Source organism: Candidatus Thermoplasmatota archaeon (assembly GCA_035541015.1).
Classification (GTDB): Archaea; Thermoplasmatota; SW-10-69-26; order JACQPN01; family JAIVGT01; genus DATLFM01.
Genome location: DATLFM010000053.1, coordinates 21,785 through 48,205, shown reverse-complemented (window position 1 = coordinate 48,205; position 26,421 = coordinate 21,785). Strand labels below are relative to the sequence as shown.

Genomic DNA, 26,421 nt, shown 5'->3' with positions numbered 1-26,421 from the left:
AGGTCGATCCCGAGCTTCTCCAGGATGCCGCCCACCATCTCCTTGTAGTACTTCATGTCGAGCTGCCGCAGCGTCTCGGGCGTCACGACGTCGTAGCCGCCCTGCGTCTTCACGTACTCGATCTGCATGCCTTGGGATGGCTCGATCCCCAATCGCTCCTTGGCTTTGCGCGCGACTTGCGCGCCAAGCGCGTTTTGGCTCGCGTACCCCTCGACGTCCTTGCCAAGCTTGATCCGCATCACGAAGTCCTCGGGCGCAAAGCCGTCGAGGGAGAGGCAGGCCTTGGCGATGTCCTTCTCGTCGCCTTTGCCCGAGAGGAGCGACCAGGCGAGCTTGTCGAGCGTCTTGTCGTAGACGCCGCAGAGCGCGCTCGACTTGAACGCCTGGCCGTGCTTCTCCAGGCGCCCGTCGTGGTGGAGGAGAAGGTACGTCTTGCGCTCCTTGAAGTACGCCGCGGCGTAGCTGTCGGCCTCGATGCGGAGGCGGTTTTCCATCTCGAGCGAGTCTGAGACGTAGGCGTCGAGCTTGGCGTTGAGCTCGTCGAGGTTCACCTCGCGCGTGCAGTACACGCCGTCCGTGTCCGTCTCGATCTTCGCGTCGCCGAGGTAGTCCTCGACGAAGCGGATGAGCTGCCGTCCCACGCCGACGATGGCAATCGCCACGGGCAGCGAGCCGTAGCGCGCGTGGCGGCTTGCGTTCACGCCGTAGATGGAGTTCAGGATGACCTTGACGGCGTTCTGCCTCGCGTGCAGGCGCTCGCGCTCCTTGGGATCGGCCACGCGCTTGGCCTCCGCCTTGAGCGCAAGACGCCGGGTGATGAGGTCGCCCACGAGCCCGGCCATCTCGCTGCGCCCGTCGACGCGGAGGACGACGTTCCAGTTGCGGTTGCGGTCGGGGATGTGGTAGATGCGCGCGCTTCCTTGCTTCTCGACCCGGAACGTCGAGTACGGCTCGGTTCCGACGAGCGTCGTGTTGTCGGACCCGACGCCAAGGCTCGTCATGATGCTCGGGAACATCGAGCTGAAGTCGAGCTTGTAGCACGGCTTGAAGAGGCCGCGCTGGTAGATCTCCACGACGGCGCTCTCGTAAGGGTTCTGGTCCTCGGCGGTCTGGTAGAACTTCTGGTACCGCTCGTCGTTGCGCCCGTCGCTTACGATCCCGAGCTTGTGGAAGATGCGTCCCTGCAGCGTGTTCGTGTGGAAGTTCGAGGTCGCCCGCAGCACGACGTTGAGCGGCGCGCCGTAGAACTCGGCGAGCTCGACGAAGTTCGGGAAGTAGATGCGGAAGAGCCGGCGCGTGAGCTCGACGTCGTTCTTGTTGTAGGTGGCAAGCCGCTCGGTTCCAAGGAGCGCGGCTGTGTTCTTCGTGTCCTCGCGGATGATGGGAAGGCCCAGCCACTCGCCCACGGTCTTGAGCTGCAGGTTCTTGATGCCGTAGAGGGTCTGGTCGAGCCGCACCGAGTCGAAGACGTCGTAGACGATGCGGCCGTTCAGGTGCTCCATGTCGCCGGGCGAGAGCCTCCATTCGCCCCTCGGCTCGCGTCCCAGCAGCGAGGCGTCGATCCCCTGGAGACGGCAGCGGCGCGCGATCATCGACAGGTCGTAGTCGGCCACGTTGTAGCCGACGACGATGTCGGGATCCATCTCGCGGAAGGCGCGCAGGAAGGCGCGCAGGATCGCCGCGTCGTCCTTCTCGGTGGCAAGCGCGCAGCGGGGCGGCTCGTCGTTGAGCGCCCAGCCGATGGAGAGCAACGGATCGCGCTCTGTCGGGAATTTGCCCTCGGTGTACTGCTCGACGTCCAGGAACAGAACCCGAAGCTCGTCCGTGTTGGCAAACTGCCGGAACCAGTCGGGCAGGTCCACGAGCACGCGCTCGACGAAGGGGACGTGGTTCTCCGCGATGCCAAGGCCCGTGACCTCCTTCGAGGTGTCCGAGACGCCAAAGATGGTCGGGAAGGAGTACTTGTGCCAACGCTCGGGCTTGAGCTTCGAGAGCGGGCGGACCTCGACCGTCTCGTGCGCGGCAAAGCCGGTGGCCACGGGTTCCTTGAGGTAGCAGTAGGGCAGGAACGGGGCGCGGACGCGCTTGAGCTTCCCGTTCGTCCAGACGTCGACCCACTGCTCGTCGTCGACGACCACCCGGTGGGCCGCCAGGGGAACCTGCACGCCCGCCCGAAGGCCGTCATGGCATTAGACCGTGTCGGCGGGGGGCGCCCCGGCCAGGGCGCGTCCTCCTTTTCCCCCCGCCTGCCGCCAGCACGCCAACGCGGTCAGGAAGCTTGGCGAGAACGCGAACGCGTCCTTGGCGATCCACCGCGCGAGCTCGTCGAGCGTCACGAATCGGCCCTCGGCGACCTCGGCTGCATCGAGGGCGACCTCGCCGTCGTAGTGCGCTTCGAACAGGGCGGACCACTCGTTCTCGACGGCGTCGCGGTATCGGAAACGCCCCCGCAGCCGCACGTCCGCGCACACGCCGATCTCCTCGGAAAGCTCGCGAACCGCCGCGTCCTCGTAGCTCTCGCCCGCGTCGACGTGTCCCGAGGCGCTTGAAGTCCAACGGTTCGGGTGCACGACGACCGTGGGGGCCCGCCGCTGGACGAACAGGCGGCCCGACCGGTCGAGCAGGAAGACGTGCACGCTGCGGTGGAGAAGCCCACGCCGGTGGACCTCGGCGCGCGGAACGGAACCCACCACGCGGTCCTCCTCGTCGACCACGTCCAGGGGCTCGCGGGCCGTCATCGGCGGAGGATGGCGCGCCGCCTTATCAAGGCGTGCGAGGGCGTCGCACACGGAACGGCCGCGCGGCGCGCGCCCGCCTCGAACCCTTTATGTCGGAACGGGACCTAACGGCAAGCGATGCCGGCGCGCCGCATGGACGGGATCGACATGTCGGGGATCCGCAAGCTCTTCGAGCTTGCGGGCAAGGACGCGATCCACCTTGGCATCGGGGAGCCCGACTTCCAGCCTCCCTCGCACGTGGTCGACGCCTACGTCGCGGCCCTTCGCGCCGGCCACAACAAGTATTGCCCCTCGGCGGGCATCCCGGAGCTTCGCGCCGCAATCGCCCAGAAGGTCCGGCCGCACCTGCCCTCGGCCACGGCGGAGCACGTTGTCGTCTCCACGGGCAGCACGACACTGCTCTACGGCATCGCGCAGGCGTTCCTCGATCCCGGCGACGAGGCGCTCGTGCCCGATCCAGGGTTCGTCCTCTACGCCCCTCACGCGCGCCTGGCCGGCGCCACGGCCGTGCCCTATCCGCTCACGGCCAAGCAAGGGTTCCTGCCGGATCCGGGCGACCTCGAGAACCGCATCGGCCCGCGCACGCGCATGCTCGTCCTGAACTCGCCGTCGAATCCGACCGGCGCGGCGATCACGCGGAGCCGCCTCGAGGAGGTCCTTGCGATCGCGGAACGCCACGATCTCCTGGTCGTCTCGGACGAGGCGTACGAGGACTTCGTGTACGACGGCCCGCACGAGACGGCGCTTGGGCGCTACGACAAGCTCGTCTACCTCAACACGTTCTCGAAGTGCTACGCCATGACAGGCTGGCGCCTGGGCTACGCCGTGGCGCCGCCGGAGATCGCCGTCCCGCTCAAGCGCGTGAACTACCACCTCATCGCCTCGCCGCCCACGCCCGCGCAGCACGCAGCGCTTGCCGCCCTCCAGGGCCCCCAGGACTTCGTCCGCGGCGCGGTCGAGGAGTACCGCCGTCGGCGCGACTACATGGTCGGGCGTCTGGACGCGCTGCCGCGGGTGGCCTGCGTCAAGCCCACGGGCGCCTTCTACGCGTTCCCCCGCGTGGACGTTCCTATCGACGACGAGCAGTTCGCGCTCGAGCTTCTCAAGGCCGGCGTCGTGACCTCGCCCGGGCGGGCGTTTGGGGCCGGCGGCCGCGGCCATCTTCGCCTGTCGTACGCAACCGCGATGGACAAGCTGCGCGCGGGCCTCGACATCGTGGAGCGCGTGATCCGTTCCTTGTAGGTGGGCCGTGCGCGTCCTCACGCTGGCGGTGCGGTTCCCGCCCGCGACCGGGGGGGCGGAGACCCACGCGCACGCCGTCGCCTCGGGCCTTGCGGCGCGCGGGCACGAGGTCGAGGTCTGGACGACGGACCTGCGCAGCGAGCGTCCGCTGCAGCGCCTGCCCGCCGCCGACGAGCCGACCGCTCCGTTCCGCGTGCGGCGCTTCCGGGCGCACGCGCTGCCCGGCGAAGCCCACTACGTCTGGTGGGACGGCCTCCTTCGCGAGCTTCTCGCGCGCGTGCGCGGTTTCGACGTCGTGCATGCGCACAGCTACGGCTACTACCATTCCGTCGCTGCGGCCCTTGCCGCCCCGGCGCGCGGCGTGCCCTTCGTCCTCACGCCCCACTACCATCCCCCCTGGAGCGTCATGGGCGGCGCACGCCGCCGGCGCCTCCGTGGGCTCTTCGACCAAGCGGTGGGCCCCTGGCACGTCTCGCGTGCGGACCGGGTCATCCACGTCTCCCGCGCGGAGCGCGAGGCCATGGCCCCGCTGGGCCTTGCGCCCGGGCGGTCCGTCGTGATCCCAAACGGCATCGACGTCGCCGCGCTGCGAAGGGCCGACGACGGCGGCGCGCGCTTCCGTGAACGCGTCGGTCTTCGCGGGAAGGAACCGCTCATCGTGTTCGCCGGCCGGCTTGCGCAGAACAAGCGCGTCGAGGACCTCTTGGCTGGGGCCGCAAAACTGCCCGACGCGCGCGTGGCCCTTGTGGGACCCGACGCGGGCGCGCGCGCGTTCCTGTCGGCCCGGGCGCGGGAGCTTCTCGTGTCGGATCGCGTGCTGTTCGCGGGCGAGCTTCCGTACGAGGTCTACGTCTCCGCGCTTTCGGCCGCGGACGTTTTCGTGCTGCCAAGCGAGTACGAGGCCTTTGGCATCGTGCTCCTGGAAGCCATGGCCGTGGGGACGCCCGTCGTCGCCACGCGCGTGGGGGGCGTGCCCGAGGTGGTGGTCGACGGGCGCGACGGGCTGCTCGTTCCCCCCGGCGAGCCGTCGGCGCTTGCCGAAGCGATCGCGCGCCTGCTCTCCGACCGGCCGCGGGCCGAGGCGATGGCGCGCGCGGGGCGCGCGAAGGCGGAAGGCTTCGACTGGAGCCGGATCGTGGAGCGGACCGAGCGCGTGCTCGCCGACCTTCGCTAGCCGTCGCGCCGCGCGGTCCAGGAGGGGCGCGCGCCTTCGTCGGTGACCTCGAGCGTCTCACGGATCCGGTACACGCCGTCGGCCGTGGTCTTTTGGCCCTCGACGAGGTAGGTTCCCGGGACGAGCCACAGTGCGAAATTGCCGTCGAAGCGCACGGGCTGGCGGTCGTGGAGGAGGCTGTCGAGGCCCCCTTCGGTCGCCGTGAAGGTGAGCGCGAAGCCGCTCGGGTCGGCCGTGCCGCCTTCCATCGCGAGCGTCCCGACCACGGGGGCGGCCGGCACCATGCGGGTCGCCAGCCCCACTTCGAGGACGCCTTCGCCCTCGGCCACCTCGATCGGCAGCGCAAGCGTCGAGCCGCCTGCGTCGGCGCGCGCGACGTACCGTCCGGGCGCGAGGTCGACCGTCCAGGTTCCGTTGGCCCCCGCCACGACGCCGGCCACGCGGGCGCCTCCCGGATTGCTCGGGTCGGGCACGAAGCGGATCTCCGTGACGACCTCCTCGCCCTCGTCCAGCTGGTCGTTGCCGTTCTCGTCCGCCCAGAGCGTGCCGCGCGCGGTCACCGGCTTGAGGACGAGCGCGATGTCGTGGCGCGCCGTCTGGCCCGGCTCGATGCCCACGAAGGTGGGGGCCGGCGGGGAGAGCACGTAGCGATCGGAGACGAGGGTCACGTTGGCGCCGCCCGGCGGCAGGTTCTGCACCGCGTAGGCGCCCTCGTCGTTGGCCCGCACGTCGGCGCGCCCGATCCGAAGGTCGATGCCGCCCAGCGGGGACTCGCCGTCGTCGAGCACGCCGTTCTGGTTCGAGTCGAGGAAGACCACGCCGGCCGCGTGCCCGGGAACCACCTCGACGTCGCCGGGCTCGGAGAGGCGCGCGCCGGTCTCGGCCTGCTCGGGCGTGACCGCGCGCGCGAGGCTTGCGATCTCCACGCCGTCCTTGAAGAACCGGACGGTCACGGGCCCGCGCGTGCCAAACGGCAGCGGGATCGTGTAGCGGCCTTCCTCGTCGGTCACGCGCGTGGCGTGGGGCACGTCGAGGGCGCTCGTCAGGATGCGGAACGCCTCGGAGCCCGCGTCCAGGCGCGCGAGGTGCTCGGAGATCTTCGTCAAGTTGTTGCGGGCGTCGGAGGCGCGAATGCGCCCGGCGTCGTCGAACACCTGCTCGGTGAGGCGGCCCTTGTTGCGCGCGAGAGCCTGCTCGAGGTCGGCCTCTTCCACGCCAAGGATCCGGGCAAGGTCGGCCCGAACCGAGGCCGGAAGCTCGCCCGAAACGATTTCGAGCGCCGCCACGCGCGCGAAGTCGGGGCGGTAGGACGCGATGCCGAGGTTGCCCAGGAGCGGCCACAGGTCGGCTCCCGCGTCGTCGAAGGCGACGACGTGGACGCCCTGCATGGGGGCGCCGCCCGACTGCACGCGGCCCGAGAGCTCGGCGCCCTGGTAGAAGCGGAGCACGCGGGCGCCGTCGTTGGCGAACACCACGCGGAAGTGCTCGAGGCCGTAGCCCGGCAGCACGAAGAGGGACGATTCGAGGAGCGCGAAGCCCTCGATCTCGCGGGTCTCCTGCGGGAAGGTCGTGGGGACCTTGCGCAGAGGAGAGTCCCCAAGGGCGCTTGCCGTGACGGGGGTTCCGACCCACGCCCGGTGGAACATGCTGTTGTAGTAGGGCGCCTTGAAACGGAACTTCTCGCACACGAACTCGATGCTTCCGAAGTTGCGGACGTCCTGCTGGAGGCGCTGCCACTCCTCGGCGGGGACGGTGATCGTGCGGCCCTGGCTCGTGGGGGCCGTCTCGCGGTACGTCACCACGCGGCCGACGTAGTCGTCGGGAGCGTGCTCCGACAGGATGACCGGCGCGTAGAAGATGCTGCCGTGGTCGATCGTCGGCGAGTACCCGGAGCTCTGCGGGTTGCAGTCCGGGACGTCGAACGGGAACATGCGGGCGTCCACGGCGAAGTACCGGATGCTCTTGCCCGTGAGCGCCTCGGCGGCAAGCAGGAACGCCAGGGCCCTGTCCTTGGGAAGCTCGGGCACGGGCTTGAGCGCGCGGAGGTCGTCGTACACCCGGGGCGCGTCGGCCGCGGGGACGCCGGCTGCGACAAGAAGCCGCTCGAAGTCGGCGCGCGTGGCCGGGTGCCGGGCGCTGTCGGCAAGCTCCATGAGGCGGGCGGAGAGCAGCTGCACCGCGTGCGTCTCGTCCTGCGACGTGATGAAGTTGCCCGAGAAGAACACGCCGTTCTGGAAGTTGTCCGCCACGGCGGGGTGCTTGCCGATCGAGGCGGCCCAGTGACCATAGTCCCACCACGAAAGGTAGGCGGGACGCTCGTGCGGGGCAAGATGCGGATCCTGCTGGGCAAGCCACGTGTTCAAGGAGTGCCAATAGGGCGGGATGAGGCTCTGGCCAAACGCGCCAAAGCGCTTGGCCACAAACGTGTCCTGAATGCCCTTGCCGGAGGCCTCCGCCTCCGCGCGCGCAAGCTTGTTGGCCGTCTCCGGCGCCATGCCCGCGTCCACGGCGAGCCAGACGTTGGGCAGGATGAGGCCGAAGGTGAGCACGATGGCGCCCATCACGTGACGGAACTGCACCGAGCGCTTGAGGTTGTAGACGAAGTCGCCGCGCAGGCCCGACATCGTCTTGCTGATCTGCTCGTAGCGCAGCATCCCCACGAGCGCCGCCGTCGCCCAGCCGCCAAGAAGGGCAAACGCCGGCGTCGCGTTGAACGTGAAGCGGACGGTCGTGTAGGCCATCCAGATGGCAATCCCGGACCAGGCGAGGACAAGCAGCACGGGACCCGAGAGGCTCCGCCAGTGCCGGTACAGGATCCACGGGATCGCAACGAGGGCAAGGAAGCTTGCGACCACGCCCGTGTTGAACACGAGGAAGTTGAAGTCCGCCGCCTGCGCCTCGGCGATCGTCTGGTAGAGCGCGCCGCTCTTGAAGTAGAAGATGGGGTCGAAGAGAACGTGCGCGATCGAGGGGGCGAACATCACGATCGCCGCCACGGCGAGCACGCCGGAGGCCACAAACGCCGGGAAGACGAGGACGAACGGGTAGTCGCGCGCGGCGACGAACAGGCCGCCCACGAGCGCGAAGATGGCCGTGAGGTAGAACCCGGCGCTGATGTTCCCAAGGAAGCCCTCGCCGATGGCAAGGTACGTGGGCGTCGGGATCGCCATGCCCACGACGAGCGCAACGAGCGTGACGATCCACAGCGCCGAGGCGTCCCGGTTGCGCCAGTGGTTGAGCAGGAGCTGCAGCACGCCGAAGACGACGAGGATGCCCACGATGTAGGGCTGTCCCTTCCAGACGAGCGCCGTCGCGCCGATGGCCGCGCCGGCAAGGCCGGCAAGCGCAAGCGCGTGCGAATTCGTGCGGATGGCGTGCGCGATGGACGCGACGAAGCCGTCCGGGCGCTCGGATTCGCCCGCCTCGCGCAGCGCGCGCAGCGTGAGGACGAAGAAGTACAGCGCCGCGACGATGAAGAAGAGGGCGATCGCGTCGTGGTCGGCAAAGCCGAGCACGCTGCGGCCGATGGAGCCCGTGGACGTCGCCAGGAAGAAGGCGGCGAACAATCCGACGCGCCGGTCGAAGACGGCGGCGCCGATGAGGTAGATGAGGAGCACGATGCCCGCGCCAAAGAGCGCCGGCGACAGAAGCGCGACCCACCACGTGCTCTCGCAGAGCTTGGCGTCGGCCGCGCCGGCGCACACGCCGACGGCTTCGCCCGGGAACAACGGGGCCAAGGTTGCGCCCCACGTGGCGATCCACCATGTCCAGAGCGGGGGGTTCGGATTGACGCTGCCGATCGGATAGTTGAGAAGCGGCTCGAAGGTGGGGTGGCGGAAGCCTTCGCCCTGGATCCGGTCGACGGTGTGCTTCATGAAGTACGCGTCGCTTTCCGACATCCGGAACTCGTTGCCGGCGGCGGCCGCGTCGACCGAGAAGTACGTGCGAACGAAGAACGCCAGGAGGACGACGCCCGCGACGGCGGCGATCCACGCCAGGGAACGGTTGGAGCGGGCAAAGGAAGCCATCGAGGTCCACCCTTGGGAGTCTGGCGGGGATTCGGATGCCCGTATTTAACCTTTTTAGAGTGGGGAATCGAAGCGGCACGCTTTTGCGCCCGCGTATCCGTCCGCGGGAACGGGGAAGCCATTGCCGCGACGCAAGTACGGAAAGCTGCGCAAGCCCGTCGGGTCCATGGCGGGGAAAACGATGATCCGATCCCCGGCCGTCCGACCGACCTGACCCCCGCTGCCCCCACCGCAAACCCTTTTCGCGGCCCCGCGGCTTGCCGCGCGTGCAGGCGCTTGCGCGCGAGGTCATCGAAGCGATCCTCGCCGACAAGGTCCGCGGAAAGCGCGAGATCCACAAGCTCAAGGTTCACCTCGCCGGCACGCTTGGCCTCGCGGGCATCCCCTCCGACGGGGAGATCCTCGCCCACGCGCGCGACGAGGACGAGCGCCAGCGGCTCCTTCCTCACCTTCGCGTGAAGCCCACGCGCAGCCTCTCGGGCGTCGCCATCGTCACCGTCCAGACGGCGCCGGCCGACTGCCCGCACGGCACGTGCGTCTTCTGTCCGGGCGGCGAGGCCTGGGGAACGGCGAAGGCGTACACGGGCCGCGAGCCCGCCGCGCTGCGGGCCGCCCGCCACGGCTTCGACGCGTACGGGCAAGTGGCCGGACGCCTTCGCGCGCTCGAAGCAAACGGGCACCCGGTCGACAAGATCGAGCTCATCGTCCAAGGCGGCACGTTCCCGGCGCTCGACTGGCAGTACCAGCGGGGGTTCGTCGAAGGCTGCTTTGCCGCCATGAACGACCACCCGGCTGCGATGAATGTTCATCGCAACGCGGGCGACCTCGCGTTGGCCCACGCGGCCAACGAATCGGCCGCCGCGCGCTGCATCGGCCTCACGATCGAGACGAAGCCCGATTGGTGCCTGGCCCCGCACGTCGACCGGTGCCTGGAGCTAGGCGCAACGCGCATCGAGCTTGGCGTGCAGACGACGCACGACGAGCTTCTGGCGCGCGCGAACCGCGGCCACGGCATGGCCGAGACGATCGAAGCCTCGCGCGTCGTGAAGGACGCGGGCCTCAAGCTGTGCTACCACATGATGCCGGGGCTGCCGGGCTCGACGGCCGAGAAGGACCTCGAATCGTTCCGGCGCCTCTTCGACGATCCGGCGCTGCGGCCGGACATGCTCAAGATCTACCCGACGCTCGTCGTGCCCGGCACGCCGCTCCACGCGCTGTGGAAGCGCGGCGATTTCGTGCCCATGCGCGAGGAGGAGACGGCGCGGCTTCTTGCGCGCGTGAAGACGTTCGTTCCGCCGTGGGTCCGCGTCATGCGCGTGGACCGCGACATCCCGACGCCCATGATCGCCGACGGCGTCACGCACACGAACCTGCGCCAGATGGTGGCCGCCGAGCTTTCCCGCGCGGGCGGCCGGTGCCGCTGCATCCGCTGCCGCGAGGCGGGCCTGCGCGCTCGCGAGGGCGTGATGGCGGAGCGCTTGGAGTTGCTCCGGCTCGCGTATGAGAGCTCGCGCGGCACGGAGCATTTCCTCTCGATGGAGGATCCAAAGCGCGACGTGCTGGCGGCCTTCGTGCGAGTGCGCGAGCCCTCCGGCCAGGCGCATCGCGAGGAGGTGCGCGGGGCGGCCATCGTGCGCGAGCTTCGGGTCGTGGGGCAGGAGGTGCCCATCGGCACGGAAGCTTCCTCGTCGGGGGCCTTGCAGCATCGTGGGCTTGGCCGCGCGCTCATGGAGGAGGCGGAGGCCTTGGCGCGGAAGCGCGGGCACCGGCGCGTGGCCGTGACAAGCGGGGTTGGGGTACGGTTGTACTATGCCAAGCTCGGATACCGGCGCGAGGGCCCCTACATGGTCAAGGACCTTTGAAAGGCGGGGGCTGCAAGTCCAACAAAGCTTTTAACGCCGGCCGGCGAACGGACGCACGATCCCTAATGTCCCAAAGATCGGGTCGTTTCGCGCGCATGGCCGGTTGGCTCATCGCGATTCCCGCGCTCGCGCTTGCCGGCTGCATCGGCGGCGTCGAGCAGAGCGCTCCCATCGAGACGAGCGCCGGAACCGCGCTTCCCACGGCCGAGCAGGCGGTCGCCGCCTGGGACGCCTTCCTCGCGCAAGGCGACGCCGAAGCGGCGCAGCCGGAGATCCTGGACGACCCCGCCGCCGAGACTCCGCGGGTGGTCGTGGCCGTCGTGGACACGGGCGTGAACCCGTTCCACGAGTTCTTCGCGCGGCCCGAGCTTCTGGCCCCCGGCGCGCTTCCGCTTCGCGCCGTGGACGCGGTCACGGGCCAGGCGGCCCGGTACGTCCCGATCCGTCCCATCGCGGAAATGGCCGAGGGCGACTGGCTCGCCGACATTCTCGAGCCCGAGCGCCTGTATCGCTTCGCCGGAACGAACCTCCTCTTCTACAGCATGCTCGACGACGTCACCGCCGCCGACTACAACGGCCACGGCACCGCCACGGCCGGCACGGTCGCCCACGAGCTTCCGCAAGCCATCGTCGTCATGGTCCAGACCGACGGCGGAAACCTCGACCGCGCGGTCGCGTGGGCCGCCGCGCAGCCGTGGATCGACGTGATCAGTGTGTCGTGGGGCTGCCTTGCCAACTGCGCGTGGTCCTATCCGGCCGAACGCGCAGGATTGCTCGCCGACGAGTCGGCGCGCATCACGCGCGAGGCGCACGCCGCGGGCAAGATCGTCGTGAACAGCGCCGGCAACGATCCGACGCCGCATTGGACGGACTCGCGCGACGGACCGCCGTGGGTCGTGGCCGCAGGCGGCGCAGACCCGTACCGCCGCGGCGAGGCGTGGATCGCGGCCAAGGGCGCCGAGGTCGTCTCCAACTTCACCGTCATGGCTCCGCGCCACAACCACCCGACGGAGATGCGCGCCATCGGCGGCACGAGCTTTGCCTGCCCGACGGTCGCGGGCACCTTTGCTCGCGCGATCCTCGAGGCGCGCGAGCGCGTGGGGCACGTGGGCGGCATCGTCGAGGGCAAGCTCGTCGCGGGCGAGGACGCGTCCTTCACGAACGAGGACTTCCGCAACGCGCTCCACCGCAACGCGGTCTATTGGACCACGACGGACTACAGCCCGCTTGCGACGCACCCAAGCGGCAGCGCGACGCACGCGGGCGTCCCGATCAACCCGCTGGCGCCCTGGCTGCAGATGGGCTGGGGCTACGTCACGGGCGAGCAGGCGCCCGCCATCGTCGAGAGCCTCTTCTCGGGCCAGTACCCCTCGAAGCCCTCGCAGGCGGAGAGCCACATGAACCTCCTCCAGTCCATCCGCCAGGCGCTGTGGCCCTGATTGTCACCGCGGTGACAGGGATCGGTTTACGTCCTTTGGAGCCTCCGGGGGACCATCCCGCCGGCCCTCACTTTCCCGCCACTCTCCCAATTGGACCGGCGGTATCCCACTCCTCTAGCTGCGCGTCCGCGCCGCCGCGCGGGCGGCCAAGACGCGGGGCCCCGTCGGGCAGAGGGCCGCGATCCGGCACGACTCGCACCGCGGTGAGCGCGCAACGCAGACGGCGCGGCCGTGGTCGATCAGGAGGTGCGTGAGGTGCCCCCATTCGTTCCGGGGCACGAGGTCCGCAAGCTCGCGTTCGGTCTTCTCGGGCCGCTCCGTGGTGGCAAGCGCGAGCCGCTTGGCGATGCGCAGCACGTGCGTGTCGACGGCGATTCCCTCGTTCTTGCCGTGCGCGTTCCAGAGCACGACGTTGGCCGTCTTGCGCCCCACGCCCGGAAGCTCGACGAGCTCCTCCATCGTCTCCGGCACGCGTCCGCCGTGGCGCTCCGCGATCATGGCGGCGGCCCCGCGGATGTTGCGCGCCTTGGCCGAGTAGTACCCGGTGGGGCGGACGACCCGCTCGACCTCCGCCTGCGGAGCGTCGGCGAGCGCCTGGGGCGTGGGCCAGCGCGCGAACAGGCCCGGGGTGACCTTGTTCACGGTCGCGTCCGTGCACTGCGCCGAGAGGATGACGGCGATCACGAGCTCGAAGGGGTTTCGGAAGTCGAGCGAGCAGCGCGAGTCGGGGTAGAGCGCGCGCAGCGCGCGGACGATGCGCCGCGCGCGGGCTCGCTTCGTTTCCTTGGTTTCTCGGGGCATGCGGATCAGTGCAGCGTGAGAAGGATGAGGATGAGGTCGAGGACGAAGAGGAGCACGATGGCCGCCTCGAGCGCGATCGTTCGGCGGCCCTGAACCTCCTGGCTTGCCATGAGGTAGAGCTCGTTGAGCGTGTTGAGCTTCGACTCGACGACCGTCTGCCACTTGGGGATGTGGAATCGCTCGGTGAGCGAGCGGTAGATCTTGGCGAGGTAGTAGTCGCCAAAGAGCTTGCCGATGTTCTCGACGAGGTCGATCATGCGCGTGAGGTCCACGCGCGAGTCGGCGAGGTCCTTCAGCACGGGGCGGGGGGTTGCAAGGAGGCTTCCTTCGAAGTAGCGGCCAAGGTCGTCGTAGGCCTTCTCCAGGATGCGGTCGAGGTATCGGTCGTACACGCGAAGCTCCAGGAGCTGCACGTTGGCAAGCTCGATCACGAGCAGCACGTCGTCGTAGCGCCCGCTCGGATCGTACACGAACGCGTTGTCCCAGTCGAGCACCACGAGGTCGTCCTCGTAGTACGTGAACCAGGCCGACAGGTTGTCGTCCACCTCGTTCTTGGCCAGGCGATCGGCGCGCGGTTCGTCGGCCAGGAGCGCGGCCAAGCGCGCGCGGTGGTGCGGATCCCGCAGGAGCTGCGAGGCGGGGATCTCGTGCTCCTTGACGCAGAATACCGTGTACTCCTCCGGCCCCGTTCGGATCTCGTAGCGGTCCAGGAGCACGGATTGCAGCGAGGCGAGGATGCGCTCGAAGAACGAGCGGGCGAACTCGGGAAGCGTCACCGTGGAGCCCTCGTGGATCACGCGCACGGTCGCGAACTTGGCAAGGTCGGCAAGGCCCGTCTCCGCGAAGGGCATGCGGAAGGCAAGGCTCACCGCGCCGACGTCGTAGAGCTTGACGACCACGAACATGGGCGCCCCAAGCGTCGTCACGATGGGAAGCTCGGGAAAGGAAAGCAGCACGGGCCGCGGCAGCGTCACGTACTTGGGCGCGGCCTTGGCAAGCTCGACGGCGGGCAACCCTTTCTCGCCGCCCAGCACGTCGGGCAGGCGGTCGAGATCGATGCGGCCGCCCGCGTCGTACACGAAGTACCACACGACTTCGCCGCGCACGCTCGGCCGATGGCAAGCAAGCCTTATCACCCTTCCCCGTGCTTTGCCTCTGCCATGCCCGCGGCGCCCCGGAACGCTCCCCGACCTCCCGGTCTTGCGGAGAAGCGCGTGCGCGACGCGGGCGCCAACGACGGCGACGTCGTGCTCGTGCAGAAGGACGGCCGTCGCTGGCAAGGCGTCCTCCTGCCGCACCACGGTTTCTCCGAGCCCGACGTGCTCACGGTCAAGCTTCCCTCCGGCTACAACGTGGGCATCCGCGTCGACGACGACACGGAGGTGGACCTCGTCGAGCCGCGCGAGCCGCCGGCGCGGCCGGAGCGGAGGCTGCCCGCCGGCAAAGGCCTGCCGAAGGTCTCCATTCTCGGCACGGGCGGCACGATCGCAAGCTACGTCGACTACCGAACGGGCGCCGTGCATCCGGCCACGACGGCCGGCGAGCTCGCGTTTGCGACGCCGGAGATCTTCGATCTCGCCGACGTCTCCGCGCGCGTCGTCTTCCAGGTCTTCAGCGAGGACCTCGTCCCCGCCAACTGGCGAACCCTCGCGCGCGAGATCGCCGCCGAGTTCCGTGCCGGCGCGCGCGGCGTGGTGGTGCCGCACGGCACCGACACGCTTGGCTTCACGGGCGCCGCTCTCTCGTTCCTCCTTGGCAACCTGCCGGGCCCCGTCGTGCTCGTGGGCGCGCAGCGGTCCTCCGACCGTCCGAGCAGCGATGCGTCGTCGAACCTGCAGGACGCCGTCGCCGTCGCGGCTGGCGCGGAGCTGGGCGAGGTGGTCGTGGTGATGCATCGCGGCGTCTCGGACGGCGTGGCGGCCATCCACCGGGGAAACCGCGTGCGGAAGATGCACAGCTCGCGCCGCGACGCCTTCCAATCCCCAAACGCGCGGCCCCTTGGCGTCGTGCGCGACGGCGCCGTGGAGCTTTCCGATTCGCACGCGCCCCGCTCCGGCGGCGAGGTCGAGCTTCGCGACGGGCTCGAGGAGGACGTGGCGCTCGTGTGGAGCCACCCCGGCTTGAAGCCCGAGGCGCTGCACCTTGCGCGAAAAGGCGTCGTGCTGGCGGGCACGGGCCTCGGGCACGTCGCCAATCGGCTCGTCCCCGAGATCGCGCGCCTGCGCGACCGCGGCACGCTTGTCGCCATGGCGACGCAGTGCCTGCACGGGCGCGCGAACCTCGCCGTCTACTCGACCGGACGCGATCTCCTCAAGGCAGGCGTCGTTTCGGCCGGCGACATGCTGCCGGAGACGGCGTACGTGAAACTCATGTGGGCGCTGGGTCGCGCGCGCACGCCCGAAGAGGCCGCGAAGCTCTTCGCGACGCCGATGGCCGGCGAGATGGACGAGCGAAGCGACATCGGCGAGTTCGGGGGCGCGTAGGTGGACTGGCGCGCCGTCGGCCTCAAGGTGGGACTCGAGATCCACCAGCAGCTCGACACGGACAAGCTCTTTTGCCGCTGCCCCTCGGTCCTCGAGGAGACGCACGACCTCGAGTTCACGCGGCGGCTGCGTCCGACCCAATCCGAGCTTGGCGAGGTCGACCGCGCGGCGCTCGAGCAGGCGCGGAAGCGGCTCACGTACCGGTACCAGGCCTCGCGCGGATCGAGTTGCCTCGTGGAGCTGGACGAGGAGCCGCCCCACGCCATCAGCGAGCGCGCCGTGCGCGTGGGCCTCACGGTCGCGCGCCTTCTTTCCGCGCGACCCGTCGACGAAGTGCACGTCATGCGCAAGATCGTCGTCGACGGCTCCAACACGACGGGCTTCCAGCGCACCGCGCTCTTGGCGCAGGCCGGCCGCGTGGAGGCCCCCTCCGGCGGCGCGTCGATCGATGCGATCTGCCTCGAGGAGGACGCCTGCCGCAAGGTGTCGACGGACGAGCGGGGGATCACCTACAAGCTCGATCGCCTGGGCATCCCGCTCCTGGAGATCGCAACGGGCCCGGACATCCGCACGCCCGAGCAGGCGCGCGAGGTGGCCCTTGCCATCGGCCAGGCGCTCCGCGCGACGGGCAAGGTGAAACGCGGCCTCGGCACGATCCGGCAGGACCTGAACGTCTCCATCGAGGGCGGCGCGCGCGTCGAGATCAAGGGTGTGCAGGAGCTGAACCTCCTGCCCGTCGCCGTCGAGAGGGAGGTCGAGCGCCAGCGCAAGCTCCTCGAGATCCGCGGCCGCCTGGCCGAGCGAAAGGTGCTCGAATCGAGCTTGCGCGACCTGCAGGTGGACGCGACGCACCTGTTCGCAAAGACGAGCGCCAAGGTCGTGCAAAGCGCCACGGGAAAGGGCGGCGTCGTGCTGGCGCTTCGGCTCCACGGGTTCGCCGGCCTGCTTGGCAGCAAGAAGGAAGGCTGGCCCCGCCTGGGGTCCGAGCTTGCCGCGCACGCGAAGGCGCGCGCGGGCGTCAAGGGCATCTTCCACACCGATGAACTGCCGGACTACGGCATCTCGGCTGAAGAGGTGAACGCGGTACGAAGCGCGCTACAATGCGGTCCGGAGGACGCCTTTGCCCTCGTCGCCGACGAGCGCTCCCGCGCCGCCGCCGCGCTCGAAGCCGTCCGCGAGCGCGCCATCGGCGCGCTCCTTGGCGTGCCCGAGGAGACCCGCGAGATGCAGGACGACGGCACCAACGTCTACAGCCGCCCCCTGCCCGGCCGCGCGCGCATGTACCCAGAGACCGACGTGCCGCCGTTTCCCGTCTCGCGCGCCACGCTTGCGCAGATCGAGGCGAGCCTGCCCGAGCTTCCCGAAGCGAAGATCCGGCGCCTTGCCGCCACCTACCGCGCGGTCGGGGACGAGGAGATTCGCCAACTCGTCGCGCTTGGCTGGGCCGACGCGTTCGAGTCCGTCGCGACGCCGGAGGCGCCGCCCGAACGTCAGAAGCTCGCCGCGCGCGCGTTCCTGCAGACGATCCCCGAGCTTGGGAAGGCCGGCGTGCCGGAGGATCGCATCACGCCCGCCCTCGTTGCCCAGGCCTTCGCCGCGCTCTCGGCCGGACGCTTTGCCAAGGAAGCGCTCCCCACGGTCCTGCGAACGATGGCGCTCTCCGGCAAGGGCGCCGACGAGGCCGCCGCGTCGCTGGGCGGCACCCTCACGGAGGAGGACGTGCGCCGCGAGGTGCGAAGCCTGCTCGACCGCGAGGCAAAGCTCCTCGCCGAGCGCGGCGAGCGCGCCGTCTCGGCGCTCATGGGCGACGCCATGAAAGCCCTGCGCGGCCGCGCCGACGGCGCGCTCGTGAGCCGCGTGGTGCGCGAGGAGATCGCCGCGCGCGCGCGGCGCTAGCGTGCGGGCAAGCGGGGAAGGAGCTTATGCCCGCCGCCGACGAGGGGACGGCGGAGGACGAATCGTGCATCCGCTTGGAATCCTCGCCTGCGTGCTGTTGACCGCCCCTCTCCTGCTCCCCGCCGCCTCGTCGCAGGCGGCAGCAGAGCTCGACGTCCCACCCGCGCCCTCGAGCGGCTACGTGGGCGCCGTCGTCGCCTCGACCAAGATGATCGCCATCGCCCACGCAAGCGGCGCCGTGACCGACGCGGGCGAGGTCTCGGCCAAGATCGCCTGCTCGAACTCGGCCGCCATCGCCTGCACGCTTTTGGTCTTCGGGCCGGGCCCGCGCGGCCCGTGCGGCACGCTCGTGGGCGAGGCGCAGGGCCGATTCAACGCTCGCGAGATCGTGACCGTGCCCATCGCCGACGAGCACTGGCGCGGCCGCGGCCACACGGACTTCTGCGTCGTCGTCGGCCTCACGGGGTTCGTCGGCGGCGCGCAGACGACGCTTCGGGTTCAGGAGCTGTAGCCCGACGCGTCCCGGAACGGCCGGAACGTTTATGCATGGGCGCCAAAGTTACCGGCCGTTTCCGGGACGCTAGATCAGTCTGGGAGATCGTCTGACTGAAGATCAGAAGGTCGCCGGTTCAAATCCGGCGCGTCCCACTGAGCGGCGCCAAAGGCGCCGCGAAGTGCGCCGTGGACGAGCGACTCGCGCGGCGCAGCCGCGCGAGAGCGAAGTCCACGAGCGCCAAGCGACAGGTCGGCGCCGCGCAGCGGCGCCGGGCACCTGTCGCGCGGAATGCCGTCGCGCGCCTCGCCGATTTTATGACCCTAAAACCTGGGCGTGCGAGGGAGTCGGAACAAACGCCATCTCCCCCGCGGCCGGGTGCTTGTCCATGCGCGCTCTCGCGTTGTCGGTTGCCGCGTGCATGCTGTTGATCGCCCTTCCCGCCTCCGCCGACGTGTGGACCGGCTGCGCGCAGCCCGTGCGCGACGCCGTGGGCCCGCAGCCGCTCGTGGGCGACGGCCCCTGGGTGGGCGACGCTCCGGATCGCCTGGCCGTCCCCGTCGTGCTCGGCTGCTACACCGGGATCCTCGACCGCGAGGGCGACCGCGATTCGTACGCTCCGCTTCCGGGCTGGCACAACGCGATGGGCGTCCGCGCCGCGTTCTGGGCGTGGGTGGGCTGCTTCGACGCGTCGGTCGTCGTGTACGACGCCGCGAGCGGTTTCGAGCTTGGCCGCAGCGTCAAGCGGATGTGCGAGCCCGCCCTTTGCGGCGAGCGTGCCGATTGCGACCGCTCGCGCTGGGACTTCGCGACGCTTGGCGTGAACCGTCTGGAGTACCGCTTCGACGCGATCCCGGGCGAGCCCACGGGCGCCGTCTACCAGTTCGCCTTCGAGTGAGCCGCGAGGGCGTCGATCGCCTCGGGCGAAAGCCGGCCCTGCGTCCGCAGGCCCAGCGTCTCGAGTCGGCGCAGGTGGTCCCTTGCCGTGCTCTTGGGAAGCCCGGCCCGCTGCGCGACCACGGCAAGCGGCGCGGACGGGTCGCGCGCGAGGACGGAGAGCACGCGGCGCGTGGACGGGTTGGCCGTCGCCAGGCGCGCCATGCGCTCGGCCTCGGAGCCCATGCGCCCGGTCCGGAAGTACCGCAGGCGCGCGCCCACGCGCCGCTCTTCGACCTCGCGGAACTGCCGCAAGACGCGCAGGTGGTGCTCGGCCGTGTCGCGGTCGATCGCAAGCGCGGCGGCGAGGGCGCCCGCCGTGGCGCCCGGGCTTTCGTCGAGGCGTTCGAGGATCCGGCGTCGTGTGGGCTGATCGAGCGCGCGGTTGCGGCAGAGGCGCCGGTAGAGGAGCCACGCGGGCAGGAGGAGCGCGCCCAGCAGGACCAAGATGGGCAGCGGTCCGGCAAGCGGCGGGGCCGGCGACGCGGCGCTGGGAAGGAAGGTCGGTCCGGCGGCGCGATCCGCGTCGGGCCCTCCGGGGGCGGCGTTCCGGTCGGCTTGCGACGCGGGCGAGGGCGATGCAAGCGGTGCGAGGCCAACCGTCGGGGACGTTTCCGCCGCGGTCGCCAGCTCGTCGCTTGCGTCGGGAGCCTTTTCGGTCGAGCCCGGCTCGCGCGCCTCGCCGCAAAGGTCCGCGACGCTCCTCTCCTGGGACATGCGGAACTGGACGCCGACCCTCCGTGCGAGCGCCTCCGCCCGGCGCACGAGCTGCTGTTCCAGGTCTCCAGGGGCGTCGCACGGCCGCACGTCATCGTCGGTTTCGAGCGGCGCGGGATCGGACGCCGCTTGCGCACTCGTGCCCTCGGCGTACGCGCGGGCGGCGTGGGCGTAGGCGCGCGCCTGCGAGGCCGTGGGCGCAGGATCGGGTGCCGCCGGCAGGGCGTCAAGCGACGATGGCGCGTCGGCGGTGTCGGCCGGAAGAGTGGGCGCGGTGGGTAGGATCGGCTTGGGCAGGGGCGGAAGGGGGGGTCGGCCCGGAAGGCTGGCTCCCTGCCCGGGCCCGTCCTTGGATCCGAGGGCCTGCACGCACGACGGCGCGCTTGACAGGACCACCGCCAGGAGCACGACCGTCCAACGTAGAACGCTTCTCGTCCGGCTCCTCTCCCGCGCTCCCGTCGGCCTCGCAGGTCGTAAAGATTGCCGTGACGGCGGCTCAAGAGTACGGGATTTCGGGGGAAAAGGAGATGCCGCCAGCACGCGCCCTCCGTTGCACCTGGGCGCCAGACGGCGGAGGCCAAGGCATTCTTCGACGCAAGCGCCCCAATCGTAAAGCCGTCGCTTTCCGACCTTCGCTTCGACGCGGTCGCCCGCCTTGGCGGGCGGCCGCTCGGGCAGGGTTCCAGGGTGACCTATAAGCCGAAACTTTCATCGTGTCCTTACGGCCTGGCCGGCCGAAAAGCCATGGCTTTCCTGCGGATCGGCTTCTCATTTCAATTCAAAACAGTTATGCTTGCCACGGCCGGTAGGACCGCGGCAGGGATGGGAATGCCGCAGCCACGAGGTTCGAGCGTAGCCCCCAGCACGCTGCTTGCGGGGGCCGCCTGATGCACTTAAAGAGCATCGAGCTCGAGAACTTCAAGAGCTTCGGGCGACACGTCGTGATCCCGTTCCTTCCCGGCTTCACGGCGATCACCGGGCCCAACGGCTCGGGCAAGTCCAACATCTCCGACGCGATCCTGTTCGTCCTTGGCCCAAACTCGCCGCGCGCCATCCGCGCCGGCAAGCTCACCGACCTCATCTTCAACGGCGGGAAGACGAAGCAAGGCGCGAAGTTCTGCAAGGTGAGCCTCACCTTCGACAACACCGACCGCACGATCCCCATCGACGGCGACGAGGTCACGCTCACGCGCCTTGTCAAGTATTCGAAGACGAGCAAGGACAACTACTACAGCTACTTCTACGTGAACGGCCGCGCGAGCAACCTCACCGAGTTCGAGAACCTGCTCGCGCACGCGCGCATCAGCGCCGACGGCTACAACATCGTGAAGCAAGGCGACGTCACGCGCATCGTCGAGATGAGCCCGCTCGAACGCCGCCGCCTGCTCGACGACATCGCCGGCATCACGAAGTTCGACGACGACATCGTGCGCGCCGAGAAGAAGCGCGTCGAGGTCGAGCAGAACCTGGAGCGCATCGGCATCATCCTCCGCGAGATCGACCAGCAGCTTCGCCTGCTGGAGAAGGACCGCGAAGGCGCCGAGAAGTACCGGAACCTCAAGACCGAGCAGGACCTCGTCCGCGCGAAGCTCGCGGTGAAGCGCGCCGAAGCCGCTCGCCGCGGCATCCTTGCCGCGCGCGAGGCCATCGCGCGCCACGAGCAGGACAAGCGCGACCTCGAGGGAAAGCTCGCGCAGCTGCGCGAGGAGCTGGGGACGGTGGAGGCGCGCCTGGCCGAGATCGACCAACGCTTCGCGGCGACCGGCGGCGAGGAGGCGCGCGAGCTTCGGGGCAAGGTCGAGGCCATGCGCGTCGAGATCGCCAAGGCCGAGGAGCTCGCGAACCACTGCAAGCTCGAGATCCAGGAGCGCAAGGCCGAGGCCGCAAGCACCAAGGCGGCCCTTGCCACGACCGAGAAGGAGCGCAAGCGGCTCGACAAGGAGCGGGCCGAGGCCGAGGCCAAGCTCGCCAAGGCGAGGCGGGCGGCCGAGGAGAAGAGCGCCGCGCTCGAAGGGGTCCGCGGCCTCGTCTCGCGGTCGAACAGCACGGCAAGCGACCTCCAGCGCGAGCTCGCCCGCATGAAGGTCGACTACGAGCGCCTGCAGGCCGACGTGCACGAGTCCGAGCTTGCGCGCGACCGCCTCGCGGCGGCCGTGGAGCGGGCCTCGACGGAGCTTGGCCACGCGCAGGAGCTCGTCAAGACCTGCGAATTCGAGATCAAGGACGTGGACTGGAACCTGAAGGAGCTCCGCAAGGAGGACAAGGGGGCAAGCGACAAGCTCGAGAGCCTCCGGCGCGAGCACTTTGCGCAGAAGAAGGAGGAGGGCGAGATCTCGCGTCAGATGGCCGAGCTTGAGCCCGTCGTGCGCAAGCTCCGCACCGAGTACAGCCAGCTCAAGGCCGAAGCCGACGCCGCCGAGTCCTTCCAGAAGGGCTACACGCGCGCCGTCGAGGCCATCCTCGCGGCGCGCGACGAGGGTCGCCTGAAGGGCATCTGCGGCACGATCGCCGAACTTGGCAAGGTCGACAAGAAGTACGAGACGGCGCTCGAGACGGCCGCGGGCGGGCGCCTCATGTCCATCGTGACGGAGACCGACGCCGACGCCGCCGCGGCGATCGAGCTTCTGAAGAAGCACCGCCTCGGGCGCGCCACGTTCCTGCCGCTCAGCAAGATGGTCGCCGGCCGGCCGTCGGGCAAGCCGCTCATGACCGTGCGCGAGGAGGGCGCGATCGGCTTTGCGATCGACCTCATGCAGTACGACGCCAAGCACAAGGCGGCCATGTGGTACGTCTTCCGCGACACGATCGTCGTGAAGAACCTCGACGTCGCGCGGCGTCACATGGGCGGCGTCCGGCTCGTCACGCTCGACGGCGACATCATCGACGCCGGCGGGGCCATGACCGGCGGCACGGAGACCACGCAGACGAAGCTCAAGTTCGGCGCGCCCTCCCGCGAGGACCTCGACAAGGTCGCAAAGCGCCTGCGCGCGGCCGTCGAGCAGCAGGAGCACCTCTCGCAGCGCCTGCTGGAGCTTCGCGAGGCCATCGTGAAGATCGAGGACGCCATGCGCGGCATGGGCGTCGACACGGCCGGAAAGGCAGCGCGACTCACCGACCTCGAGGCGCGGCGCAAGGAGTACGAGGCCAAGCTCTCCGCCCAGAGGGGCCTCGTCGAGAAGCTCGAGAAGGACCTCGCGACGAGCCGGCGCGACCTCGAGAAGCACGAGGCGCGCATCCGAGCCGGGGAGGAGAAGCTCGCCGCCATGGACGCGTCGCGCGAGGACACCGGCAAGCTCCTGCTGAAGAGCACCGCCAAGGATCTCGCCGAGAAGCTCACGACCTACCAGGATGAGCTCCTCGCGCTCAACGACGACGTCCGCGCGCTCGCAAGCCAGCTCGACACCGGCGCCAAGCAGGCCCAGATCGTGGGCGAGCGCATCCGGGAGCTCACGGAGCGCCTCGCGGCGACCGAGGCGGCGATCGAGGAGAACCATCGCACGGCGGAGGCGCAGACGAAGCTTGCCCGCGACAAGGGCGAGGAGCTTTCGGTCCTGCTCAAGGTCGAGCAGCAGCAAAGCGGCGAAGCGCGAAAGCTCCAGGAGGAGCGCGACCGCACCTACGAGCGCAAGGTCGACCTTGCGGGAAAGATCGCCAAGCTCGCCGAGAAGATCGACGCCACGGGCGACCTCGTGATCCACCAGCAGGCCAAGATCCCCGAGTTCGAGGCCGACCTCGCCGAGGCGGAGTCCGAGCGGGCGGCGTACGCGCACGTGGAGCTTCCCGCCGAGATCGGCGAGACGCTCGACGAGCTCAAGCCTCGCAACAAGGAGATCGAGCAGGCGCTTGCGCGCATCGGCCCCATCAACATGCGCGCGCTCGAGGACCACGACGCAAGCCTCGCGCGCAAGAAGGAGCTCGAGGACGAGACGGCGCGTCTCTCCCAGCAGAAGGAGGAGCTCCTCGCGCTCGTCGAGGAGATCAACGTCAAGAAGAAGGAGGGCCTTATGAAGGTCTTCGAGGAGATCAACCGGAACTTCTCCGACATCTTCTCCCGTCTGTCCGACGGCGGCACGGCCGAGCTTCGCCTCGAGAACGAGGCGCGGCCGTTCGAGGGCGGCCTCGTCATCCGGGCCCAGCCCAAGGGCAAGAAGGTCTACCGCCTCGACCTTCTGTCGGGAGGCGAGAAGGGCCTCACCTCCATGGCCTTCATCTTCGCCATCCAGCGGTACGCGCCCTCGCCCTTCTACGTGCTTGACGAGGTCGATCAGAACCTCGACGGCATCAACGCGGAGCTCATCGCGAAGATGGTGAAGGAGAACAGCACGAAGGCGCAGTTCCTCCAGATCTCGCTCCGCAAGGTCACGCTCAAGGAGGCCGACCACGTCTACGGCGTGACCATGCAGGAGACCGGATTCACGGACATCGTGGGCGAGGTGAAGCTCGAGGATCTCGTCGAGCCGGAAGACAAGCCCAAAGCGGCGACGTCCGAGGTGACCGCGTGAGCCGCAAGGCCCACGACGAGTCCCCACCCGCCGAGGACGCCGAGCTTTCGGTCGACGCCGCGCCCGAGACCATCCCCGTGAACGCCCCCATCGACCCCGCCTCGCTTCCGCCGGCTCCGGCCACGCCCCCGGCCGAGCGCGCCGTCATCAATCACCTACTCTTCCACAAAGCGCTCATCTCGGAGGAGAGCGGGAACCAACGCGTGAACGAGTACATCGAGATGGTGAAGGCGAGCAACGAGGGCGAGCATCTCGTCATTCCCCACCCGTTCGACCGCGCCATCGCCATCGCCTTCCAGCTCGTCATCCGCGAGCACCTCAACCCGTGGGACATCGACCTCCTCGCCTTCTCGAAGCTCTACCTCGAGCGCGTGCGCGAGAAGAAGGACATGGACCTCATCACGGCCGGCCGGCTCATCTTCCTCGCCTGGTCCGTCCTGAAGCTCCAAAGCGACGCGGCCGTCTCGAAGGCGGAGACGGTCAAGCAGGCGCAGGAGGAGCAGGCCGAGAACGCGTGGGACGCGATCCCCGACGGCGACTGGCTCACCGACGACGCCGACTACGCCTACACGACGACCGTGCTTGGCACCAAGCACGCGCCCATCGACGAGAAGATCCGGCACAAGGGCGACCGGAAGGTGACGCTCATCGAGCTCGTCGAGGCCTTCGAGGAGGCCAAGCGCGAAGCGGAGACCCGGCAGGTGCTCGTGGCCGAGCGCGAGAAGGAGAAGGAGCGGTGGAAGCTCTACTCGCGCCAGGACGTGAAGGAGAAGGTCCACAAGGAGGACCTCGAAAAGGAGATCGCGCTCGTCTGGGAGCGCATCAACCGCCAGAACGGCGGACCCATCCGGTTCGACTCGCTCCACCTCAACACGCGCGACGACCTCGTGCGCTCCTTCATCAGCGTCCTGTTCCTCGCGGCGGGAAAGCGCATCCGGCTGTGGCAGGAGAACTTCCCCTACGGCCCCATCTTCCTCAAGAACCTCGAGCGCGCCAAGGGAGACGGCCACGCGACCGAGCCGATGCGCGCCGAGTCCCCCATCGCGCCCGGCACCGTCCTGCTGCACGAGGGACCCCTCCCCACGCAAGGGATCAAGCTCCGCAACTCGGGCGCCCGCAAGCGCGCCGCGCGGCCTTCCCCCGCCGCTGCGGCGCCCGCCACGGAAGCGCCGCCTCCGGAACCTGCCGAACCCGCGATGGCGCTCGAAGCCATGCCGGCGCCTTCACAAACGGCGATGGCCGCCGTGCCGGACGCCGGCCCGGCGCGCAGCGACCGCCGGAGCCGGCGCACGAACGTTCCCCGCGTCCCGCCCTCCGACGAGGACGCCCCCGCAAGCTCGCCCTCCCACGGTGATCCGCCATGAAGAAGCACGCCGACGGCGCGCACGGACCGACGACCGACTCCGAGTCCGAGGAGACGCGCAACGCACGCGTGGTCGAGTCTGCCCTCTTCAGCGCGGGGCGGCCGCTTGCCGTCGACGAGATCTCCGAGACGACCGGCGTTCCCAAGGACGACGTGCGCCGGGCCTTGAAGCGCTTGCACGAGGAGTTCGCGCGCGAGGACACGGCGCTCGAAGTGGGGCGCGCGGGTGACAAGTGGGCCATGCAGCTGAAGGCCCGCTGGGCCCCGCACGCGGCCAAGCTTGCTCCCATGGAGATTCCCAACCGGGTGCTCAAGACGCTCGCCCTCATCGCGTACCATCAGCCGCTCCTCCAAAGCGAGCTCAAGGACATGATCGGCACGAAGGTCTACGACCACGTGGGCGAGCTTGTCGCCCGCGGGCTCGTGCTCGCGCGGGACCAAGGTGTCAGCAAGCTCCTCACGACAAGCCCCGCCTTCCCCGAGTACTTCGGCATCCCGGCGACCGACTACGAGCAGATCCGAACCTTTCTTGCGCAGAAGGTCGGCATCACGCCCTCGCCCAAGAAGAGCCCCGAGGAGCGCAACGCCATTGCCGAAGCCGCCGCCATCGCGGAGGCCGTGGCGGTCGAGCATGCGAAGGAAGAGCCCGTCGAGACGACGGTCGAGACGGCCAAGGAAACGGCGCCGACGGCTTAGCGTCGTGAATCCGGGAAACCCTTTATAGCGCGGAGTCCACTCTTGCTCCGA

17 protein-coding genes and 1 tRNA gene are annotated in these 26,421 nt (G+C 69.6%); 12 read left to right on the top strand and 6 right to left on the bottom strand.

The features are described from left to right. Both VM681_04880 and VM681_04875 read right to left on the bottom strand, forming a co-directional pair. A partial coding sequence (locus VM681_04880; GenBank protein ID HVL87330.1) for a DNA polymerase domain-containing protein occupies positions 1-2,165 on the bottom strand: 2,165 nt, incomplete at its 3' end. A 24-nt stretch (positions 2,166-2,189) separates the two neighbouring features. After that, positions 2,190-2,738 carry an NUDIX domain-containing protein gene (locus VM681_04875; GenBank protein HVL87329.1) on the bottom strand — a complete coding sequence of 183 codons (549 nt, stop codon included), beginning with the start codon at positions 2,736-2,738 and terminating at the stop codon, positions 2,190-2,192. Between the two features lie 117 nt (positions 2,739-2,855). On the opposite strand from VM681_04875, the gene VM681_04870 reads away from it, so the two are divergent. Further along, the gene (locus VM681_04870) at positions 2,856-3,980 is read left to right on the top strand and encodes an aminotransferase class I/II-fold pyridoxal phosphate-dependent enzyme (protein ID HVL87328.1); all 1,125 of its coding nucleotides are present in this window, start codon (positions 2,856-2,858) and stop codon (positions 3,978-3,980) included. A 7-nt stretch (positions 3,981-3,987) separates the two neighbouring features. Then, positions 3,988-5,154, top strand: coding sequence for a glycosyltransferase family 4 protein (locus tag VM681_04865; protein HVL87327.1), 1,167 nt, complete (start codon positions 3,988-3,990; stop codon positions 5,152-5,154). On the opposite strand, the gene VM681_04860 is transcribed toward VM681_04865, so the two are convergent. Then, positions 5,151-9,182 carry an STT3 domain-containing protein gene (locus VM681_04860; GenBank protein ID HVL87326.1) on the bottom strand — a complete coding sequence of 1,344 codons (4,032 nt, stop codon included), beginning with the start codon at positions 9,180-9,182 and terminating at the stop codon, positions 5,151-5,153. The genes VM681_04865 and VM681_04860 overlap by 4 nt on opposite strands. Positions 9,183-9,448: 266 nt before the next feature. On the opposite strand from VM681_04860, the gene VM681_04855 reads away from it, so the two are divergent. Both VM681_04855 and VM681_04850 read left to right on the top strand, forming a co-directional pair. Beyond that, the gene (locus VM681_04855) at positions 9,449-11,044 is read left to right on the top strand and encodes a tRNA uridine(34) 5-carboxymethylaminomethyl modification radical SAM/GNAT enzyme Elp3 (GenBank protein ID HVL87325.1); all 1,596 of its coding nucleotides are present in this window, start codon (positions 9,449-9,451) and stop codon (positions 11,042-11,044) included. Positions 11,045-11,139: 95 nt separating this feature from the next. Continuing rightward, positions 11,140-12,483: a S8/S53 family peptidase gene (locus tag VM681_04850; GenBank protein ID HVL87324.1), complete on the top strand. Its 1,344-nt coding sequence runs from the start codon at positions 11,140-11,142 to the stop codon at positions 12,481-12,483. 114 nt (positions 12,484-12,597) lie between these two features. On the opposite strand, the gene nth is transcribed toward VM681_04850, so the two are convergent. Continuing rightward, positions 12,598-13,284, bottom strand: coding sequence for an endonuclease III (gene nth, locus VM681_04845; protein HVL87323.1), 687 nt, complete (start codon positions 13,282-13,284; stop codon positions 12,598-12,600). Positions 13,285-13,289: 5 nt separating this feature from the next. After that, positions 13,290-14,390 (bottom strand): hypothetical protein, encoded by a 1,101-nt coding sequence (locus VM681_04840; protein HVL87322.1) that lies wholly within the window; start codon positions 14,388-14,390, stop codon positions 13,290-13,292. 54 nt (positions 14,391-14,444) lie between these two features. Between VM681_04840 and gatD the strand changes: the two genes are divergently transcribed. From gatD to VM681_04815, 5 genes are all read left to right on the top strand, one after another. Beyond that, complete coding sequence (gene gatD, locus VM681_04835) at positions 14,445-15,767, top strand: Glu-tRNA(Gln) amidotransferase subunit GatD (GenBank protein HVL87321.1); 1,323 nt, start codon at positions 14,445-14,447, stop codon at positions 15,765-15,767. Further along, entirely contained in the window at positions 15,768-17,663 is a 1,896-nt protein-coding gene (gene gatE, locus VM681_04830) for a Glu-tRNA(Gln) amidotransferase subunit GatE (protein HVL87320.1), read from the top strand. It abuts the gene before it with no gap. 64 nt (positions 17,664-17,727) lie between these two features. Next, positions 17,728-18,174, top strand: a complete 447-nt coding sequence (locus VM681_04825; GenBank protein ID HVL87319.1) for a hypothetical protein — start codon at positions 17,728-17,730, stop codon at positions 18,172-18,174. A 63-nt stretch (positions 18,175-18,237) separates the two neighbouring features. Then, positions 18,238-18,311: transfer RNA gene (locus VM681_04820), tRNA-Phe, on the top strand. Positions 18,312-18,544: 233 nt separating this feature from the next. Further along, positions 18,545-19,054: a hypothetical protein gene (locus VM681_04815; GenBank protein ID HVL87318.1), complete on the top strand. Its 510-nt coding sequence runs from the start codon at positions 18,545-18,547 to the stop codon at positions 19,052-19,054. On the opposite strand, the gene VM681_04810 is transcribed toward VM681_04815, so the two are convergent. Then, positions 19,033-20,205: a helix-turn-helix domain-containing protein gene (locus VM681_04810; GenBank protein HVL87317.1), complete on the bottom strand. Its 1,173-nt coding sequence runs from the start codon at positions 20,203-20,205 to the stop codon at positions 19,033-19,035. The genes VM681_04815 and VM681_04810 overlap by 22 nt on opposite strands. Positions 20,206-20,696: 491 nt before the next feature. Between VM681_04810 and smc the strand changes: the two genes are divergently transcribed. From smc to VM681_04795, 3 genes are read left to right on the top strand one after another with little or no spacing between them, the layout of a single operon-like run. Beyond that, positions 20,697-24,311, top strand: coding sequence for a chromosome segregation protein SMC (smc, locus tag VM681_04805; protein HVL87316.1), 3,615 nt, complete (start codon positions 20,697-20,699; stop codon positions 24,309-24,311). After that, complete coding sequence (locus VM681_04800) at positions 24,308-25,675, top strand: hypothetical protein (protein ID HVL87315.1); 1,368 nt, start codon at positions 24,308-24,310, stop codon at positions 25,673-25,675. The genes smc and VM681_04800 overlap by 4 nt, the downstream gene beginning before the upstream one ends. Beyond that, positions 25,672-26,370, top strand: a complete 699-nt coding sequence (locus VM681_04795; GenBank protein ID HVL87314.1) for an SMC-Scp complex subunit ScpB — start codon at positions 25,672-25,674, stop codon at positions 26,368-26,370. The genes VM681_04800 and VM681_04795 overlap by 4 nt, the downstream gene beginning before the upstream one ends. Positions 26,371-26,421 lie beyond the last annotated feature (51 nt).

Bases quoted from the DNA above. Each gene is read 5' to 3' on its own strand.
- VM681_04875 (HVL87329.1), bottom strand. From the start codon at position 2,738: ATGACGGCCCGCGAGCCCCTGGACGTGGTCGACGAGGAGGACCGCGTG.
- VM681_04870 (HVL87328.1), top strand. From the start codon at position 2,856: ATGCCGGCGCGCCGCATGGACGGGATCGACATGTCGGGGATCCGCAAG.
- VM681_04860 (HVL87326.1), bottom strand. From the start codon at position 9,182: ATGGCTTCCTTTGCCCGCTCCAACCGTTCCCTGGCGTGGATCGCCGCC.
- VM681_04850 (HVL87324.1), top strand. From the start codon at position 11,140: ATGGCCGGTTGGCTCATCGCGATTCCCGCGCTCGCGCTTGCCGGCTGC.
- nth (HVL87323.1), bottom strand. From the start codon at position 13,284: ATGCCCCGAGAAACCAAGGAAACGAAGCGAGCCCGCGCGCGGCGCATC.
- gatD (HVL87321.1), top strand. From the start codon at position 14,445: ATGCCCGCGGCGCCCCGGAACGCTCCCCGACCTCCCGGTCTTGCGGAG.
- VM681_04815 (HVL87318.1), top strand. From the start codon at position 18,545: ATGCGCGCTCTCGCGTTGTCGGTTGCCGCGTGCATGCTGTTGATCGCC.
- smc (HVL87316.1), top strand. From the start codon at position 20,697: ATGCACTTAAAGAGCATCGAGCTCGAGAACTTCAAGAGCTTCGGGCGA.
- VM681_04795 (HVL87314.1), top strand. From the start codon at position 25,672: ATGAAGAAGCACGCCGACGGCGCGCACGGACCGACGACCGACTCCGAG.